Origin of the sequence: Akkermansia muciniphila, from assembly GCF_002884975.1 — a bacterium.
Taxonomy (GTDB): Bacteria; Verrucomicrobiota; Verrucomicrobiia; order Verrucomicrobiales; family Akkermansiaceae; genus Akkermansia; species Akkermansia muciniphila_C.
Genome location: NZ_PJKB01000005.1, coordinates 1 through 5,587, shown reverse-complemented (window position 1 = coordinate 5,587; position 5,587 = coordinate 1). Strand labels below are relative to the sequence as shown.

4 protein-coding genes are annotated in these 5,587 nt (G+C 53.0%); 1 reads left to right on the top strand and 3 read right to left on the bottom strand.

The features are described from left to right. Nucleotides 1–252: hypothetical protein (locus tag CXU21_RS12015; protein ID WP_146017089.1), on the bottom strand; the 252-nt coding region annotated here is incomplete at its 3' end. A gap of 539 nt (nt 253–791) precedes the next feature. Between CXU21_RS12015 and CXU21_RS12010 the strand changes: the two genes are divergently transcribed. After that, a complete protein-coding gene (locus CXU21_RS12010) occupies nt 792–3,296 on the top strand; it encodes a beta strand repeat-containing protein (RefSeq protein ID WP_102726211.1) in 2,505 nt (834 codons plus the stop codon). 185 nt (nt 3,297–3,481) lie between these two features. Here the strand turns inward: CXU21_RS12010 and CXU21_RS12005 are convergent, their stop codons facing one another. Both CXU21_RS12005 and CXU21_RS12470 read right to left on the bottom strand, forming a co-directional pair. Further along, on the bottom strand, nt 3,482–3,988 hold the full coding sequence (locus CXU21_RS12005) for a hypothetical protein (RefSeq protein WP_102726210.1): 507 nt from the start codon (nt 3,986–3,988) through the stop codon (nt 3,482–3,484). Next, nucleotides 3,985–5,587: hypothetical protein (locus CXU21_RS12470; protein ID WP_180972814.1), on the bottom strand; the 1,603-nt coding region annotated here is incomplete at its 5' end. The genes CXU21_RS12470 and CXU21_RS12005, both read right to left, overlap by 4 nt.

Genomic DNA, 5,587 nt, shown 5'->3' with positions numbered 1-5,587 from the left:
ATAATAATCCATATTGAGCCAGGACTTCTCATAAGCCCCGTCCCCTACCTGGAGACGGTAAATGCTTTCCTTTTCCCCCACGGCCCAGATAGCGCCGTCACCGGCCACCAGGGTGCCGCGAATAAACCGCACCGGGCATTCCGGCAGTTGATCCGGCACCTGGACGGATTTAACTTCCCCTGCGGACCATCCCCCCAGCAGGGGGAAAACCAATACGAGCGTTCCTATGAAATGTTTGAATTTAATTAACATAACCAATTATTTCCTGATTATTATGTGAGAATATTATCGTATTTTGATAACGTCAACCCCATTTCCAATTTATTCTCAACTTTACCCAATTGCAAAATCACACAATCAGCTTACAGTAAACCACATAAATCGTTTAATATATGTTAGTTATAAAAATTATTACGGTTTAGAAAATCCCAAAACAAAGTCCCTTCCTGTACCCGGACAGAAAAATGCAGGAGACTAACTCAAAAGCGGCGCCCAACCGTTTTTTCTTCTTTCAAAAATGCTCTTCCCGACATTCATCAACATCGAATTCCGAATCCGAAGTCAACAGGAAAGTTTGGTTTAAAACATGTTAGGAGAATTTGGATTTGGAAAAGTTGGAGGAATAGCAATTAATGAAAAAATGAATTAAATGATAACCATCTGACCGTCTTGATATTTATGTGTTCAAGACATTGCAGCGGATTCGGAATCCGATAAGAACCGGGTATTGCAGGAGTCTCTTTTCTCCTGGATTTGAATGGAATAATTTAAATTACTACAGTATTAATTTCATGCAACCTCATTTGCCTCACCAACTAACAGCATGGCTTGTCGCAGCAGCCTTCTTCGGGACTCTCGCCTCCCAGTCCCAGGCTGCCGGAGAAAGCATCAGCATCAATTTTGGCACCAACGAATCAAACGGCACCATTACGGGTTCCTCCACTGCGGGGCTTGACCCGGTCCTTGGCTCCAACTGGAACCAATTCAGCGGAGCCTCCCAGTCCACGGCCCAGGATCTGAAGAACAACAGCGGAGACGCCACCGGAGCAACTGTCACCTGGTCCAGCAAAAACACCTGGCGAGGCGGCGACACTCCCTCCACCGGGGACGGCCAGATGCTGAAGGGCTACCTGGACGACGGCAGCGGCATCACCATCAATGTCAGCGGCGTTGATTTCCTGACCTACGGCGTCTACATCTATTGCAACACAGACACGGCCAACGGCAATTTCTCCGCCAAGACCGTCAACGGCGTTTCCTACACCTGGAACGGCACCTCCACTGCGCCCGGCTCCGGGGCATGGGGGGCAACGGGAACCTTCGGCCAGGCAGTGGAAGGAACCAACACGCTGTATGTGGACGGCCAGACTTCCCCCAACCTGACCATCACCGCTCCATCGAACACCTCCGGTTCAGGCACCCGCGGATGCATTGCGGGCATCCAGATCGTCAATACCTATGACGGCGTTAAAATCACCGCCACGCTGGACGGGACTGCTTCCTCCGAATGGACGGCCTCCCAACTGGGGAACGCCGCATGGACAGATGCCGCTGACGGAGCCGGGACCTACGCTTCCATTAACGTCACCAACGGACCGGGCGCACTGACCATTGCGGACGGAGAAACGCGCCGGACGGACGCCATCCTTCTGACCGGAGGCAACCTGACCATTTCCGGCGGCAGCCTGAACCTGTCCGGCCCCGGCATCCTCCGCGCGGCGGAAGGAACCACGCTGACCGTGTCTTCCAGCGTATCCGGAAACGCCACCCTTGACGGTGCCGGCTCCGTCATCATGAACGGGACCAACACCCTGACAGGCCTTTCCGGTTCCGGCAGCCTGGCACTGGGGGACAATGCCTCCATCTCCATCACGGGAGACTCCACTTCCCTCTACACGGGTTCCCTGACGCTGGGGGAAAACGCCTCCATCACGACGGACAACCCCAACTGGACCTTCGCCGGAGCCCTGACCATGGCGGCGGCCAGCTACAATGCCAACGACTCCTGGGCGCATTCCGCAACATCCCTCAACCTTACCGGAGCCGGGGACGTGGAATACACCTTTGAAGGGGGAACGCTGATTCCCATCACCCATGCGGACAGCACCCTGACGGTCCGCAAGGTAACGGACGGCACGGGCACCATTGACGCCTCCCACGCATCCGACATCGCCCACCTGATCATTGACGCCGGCACGGTCAACCTGTCCGGCAGTGACACCTCCTATACGTTTGAATCCATCACCATCGGACAAAACGCCAAGCTGAGCCTGAACAATGTGGGCACCCAGCTGGGAGGAACTCCGGACATGCTGATGAAAGCCGGCTCCACGTTTGAGATGCTCAACTGCAAGGCCTTCGGTGCGGACACCCCGATCAACGCCAACATCACCGTTGACGCCGCCGGGGCCGGCGTGACCATCTCCGGCTCCCTTTACGGAAACGCCACCAACCTTGGCGGAACGATCACCGGTGAAGGGGAACTGCTGGTTACCAACGGTTCCAGCGGAAGCAACAACTTCACCATTTCCTCCGTCATTTCCGACAAGGACGCTTCCCACCAGATGAGCGTGAAGGTGAACAAAAACAGTTCCACGGTTGTTTTCTCCGGCAACAACACGTACACCGGAGGCACTGCTATCGTTCAGGGAACGCTTCAGACCAACTCGGCAACCGCCCTTGGCCAGGGTTCCGTGCTGGTACAGGGAGGAACCCTCAATGCCAACAACCAGGCCCTTGCCAACGCCATCACGCTCCAAACGGGAACCATCCAGAACCTGGGCAGCGTTTCCGCTCCCAAGGACCTCACCGTCGGCCTGACGGGAAACGCCGCCATCAACAACTCAACGGTGGTTCTGGGGAATGCTCCCGGCGCACCCATGATCTCCACGGGCCAGGTGCTGACGCTTTCCGGCTCCACCTCGGCCACGCTGAACAACGCTACGCTGAACATCTCCAGCTTCAATACGGCGCTGATCGACATGCAGGGAACATCCACCCTCAACGTGACCGGCGGCCTGACGCTTAACCTGGGCAGCGACCTGGTGCTGGACCTCACTTCCCCCCTGACGATTGACCTGATCACGCTGGGTGAAGGCACCTCCCTTGCGGGCGACATTGACTGGGATGCGCTGCTCACGCTGACGCAGAACGGCCAGAACCTGATCTGGGACGGCGTTACCTACAACAACGGAAGCCTGACCTTCACCGGCCTGGCCGTACCGGAACCCGGCACGGCCACGCTGAGCCTGCTGGGCCTCACGGCCCTGCTGATGCGCCGCAGAAAAAAGGCCTGAGCTTCCTAAATTACAGAAAACTCCATTCAGGGGCTGTTCCGCCAGCAAGGTGCGGAACAGCCTCTGTTTGCTATATATCCAACTCTAAAAAACAAGGGCCCCTGCCATACGGAAACCCTTGTTTGAAGTTTTATCGCTTTCCGGATAAGGAATAAAACCTCCGCATCATACCGCCGGAATGCCGGTCATATTTTCTTAACTAAAGTAAAAGTAGGGTCTTCATCCTTTCCGCTGGTCCCGAAATCACTTTTATTCTCCATTTTAGTCACCTTGTGCAGGGCCGTGATATAGACTTGTGAATAAAGGGTTCCCGATGTTCCAAATTTATTTGGATCATAGGCGAAGGGGACATCATTCTTCGTATCGGCGAATATCAGCGCTACATATATATCTCCAGTCATGGATATCCGTACTTCATGTATTTTTTTGTACAGCCATTCCTGTTTTTCCTGAGGATTTTTATTGAGGCTTGTAATCACCGTCACTTTACCCGGCATAATATTGTAGGCATTTTTTACACCTTTTTTTGCTTCCACTCCCTTTTGGGGAAGCGCCGGCTTATTAATAATGGAAACCCCATCATAATTCAGATGAGTTCCTGACCACATGGTATGCTCCCCGGTAATCTCTCCGTTGAGCACGTTCATGCTCAACAGACTGATTCCCGCAGCCAATATCATTTTATTATTCATGTTGTCGTTTTCTTTTGTGATTCATTTTCAAGGTGTTTCTTCATCTCTTGAACTGATTTCACAGGAGGTTGTTCGGCATCATCTCGATATTGCCTCCAATCAATATCCAGCTTATCCATCAAATAAACTTCATTTACGGAAAAAGGTATCGTGCCCGGGGCATTCGGAACACATTCCCTGGATCTGAGATCCGGATAATAAATCTGACACTGGTCCCACACAGCCGCCATGGTCTGGTCAAAAGAAGAACGTACATCGGGAGAGTAAATTCTGGCTTCCCATTGAAACCAGTCTTCCAAGCACCTGCTTTTTTTCTTTCCTTCAACCGCCTCACGGAATGAGGAAAGAATGTACCTGTTCAAGCAGGAACATCCTGCGGGCGTAACATACCGTGGTTGATACTGGAGAGTGAGCAGTTGATTGAGAAGAACCTTCTCCTCCGGCCCGGCAACAGAAGAATGAACTCTCTCGGGGGAAGGAATAATGCCTGCAAATAATCCATCAACATAATAAGGCAATTCATCAGGCGTTCTCATTTCCAGAGGAAGAAGCGCATTGATGAATACCCCATTTAAAATAGTATTGAAGGAACCGTTCCTGCAAATATGGAACAAGTATACGCCGCCTTTTCTGCACATGAAGCGCTTGTAAACTCCGGACCCCGCAAACCTGGAAACGCGCGTACGCGCTTCCACCGGGAACGACTGCCATTGCTCCATAGAAGCGGCAAGCATCTTCCCTTTTTTAGTGCGGTTCCCAATTTCAATATCCGCTTTGTTATCGAACAGGCTTTGAATGGAAGAAGAAAAAGGATGCCTCCGGGCTTCTACCACATAATCCCGCCTGGATTCATTTTGAAGATATCCGTTGGGATTATAGAAATACAGGGCTATTTCATGAACCCCTTCCGGCACTTCCACAGTTACCCATATACCGGGACCGTCCACAAAGGACGGATATACTTCCCCGTGGTCGTCCCATTCCGCCTCTGTTCTTGTGGAATCACTGGGGTCAAAGAGAACATTGCGGTTTCCTGCCACATTGGCGCTTTGTACCCACCAGCGCAATCCATCTCCCTGATTGCGGTTGAGCCCCATCAGTCCCTGAATCCAATAACAGGGATACACTCGTTTCCATTTAGGGTCTTCGGCGCTCGTTTCCATGCGGACAGGTAATTGCTTGGCTTTAAACTCGGAATTGTTCATGGGGGCATTCATGGCGCACAGCGTGGCGCGCGTCAGGCCATACCTCCCGCACCAGTCCCCTTTCGTGGACCAGTCCTCCCCGCGGAACACAATGCTCTTTCCCGCATGCGCATCCGCTCCAAGCTTTTCCAGCCTCTTCAGGACTGCGCCCGGGTCTTCCTTCCGGCCCGGGGATGGGAACGCTATCTCATCATCCTGCTGCTTCCTGTCCAGCCGGTAAGACAGGGAACCCTTTTTCAGACTGACAAAACCACGTCCATATGTGCCGGCCCAGGCGCTTCCGTCCCCCAGCACCATGAAAGAAGACACATCCACGTTTTCCAGCCCCTTCCTGATTCTCTGGCGCACGTTCATCGTTCCGGCATCCAGCACATCCACTCCCGCCGTCCGGTAG

Bases quoted from the DNA above. Each gene is read 5' to 3' on its own strand.
- CXU21_RS12010 (WP_102726211.1), top strand. From the start codon at position 792: ATGCAACCTCATTTGCCTCACCAACTAACAGCATGGCTTGTCGCAGCA.
- CXU21_RS12005 (WP_102726210.1), bottom strand. From the start codon at position 3,988: ATGAATAATAAAATGATATTGGCTGCGGGAATCAGTCTGTTGAGCATG.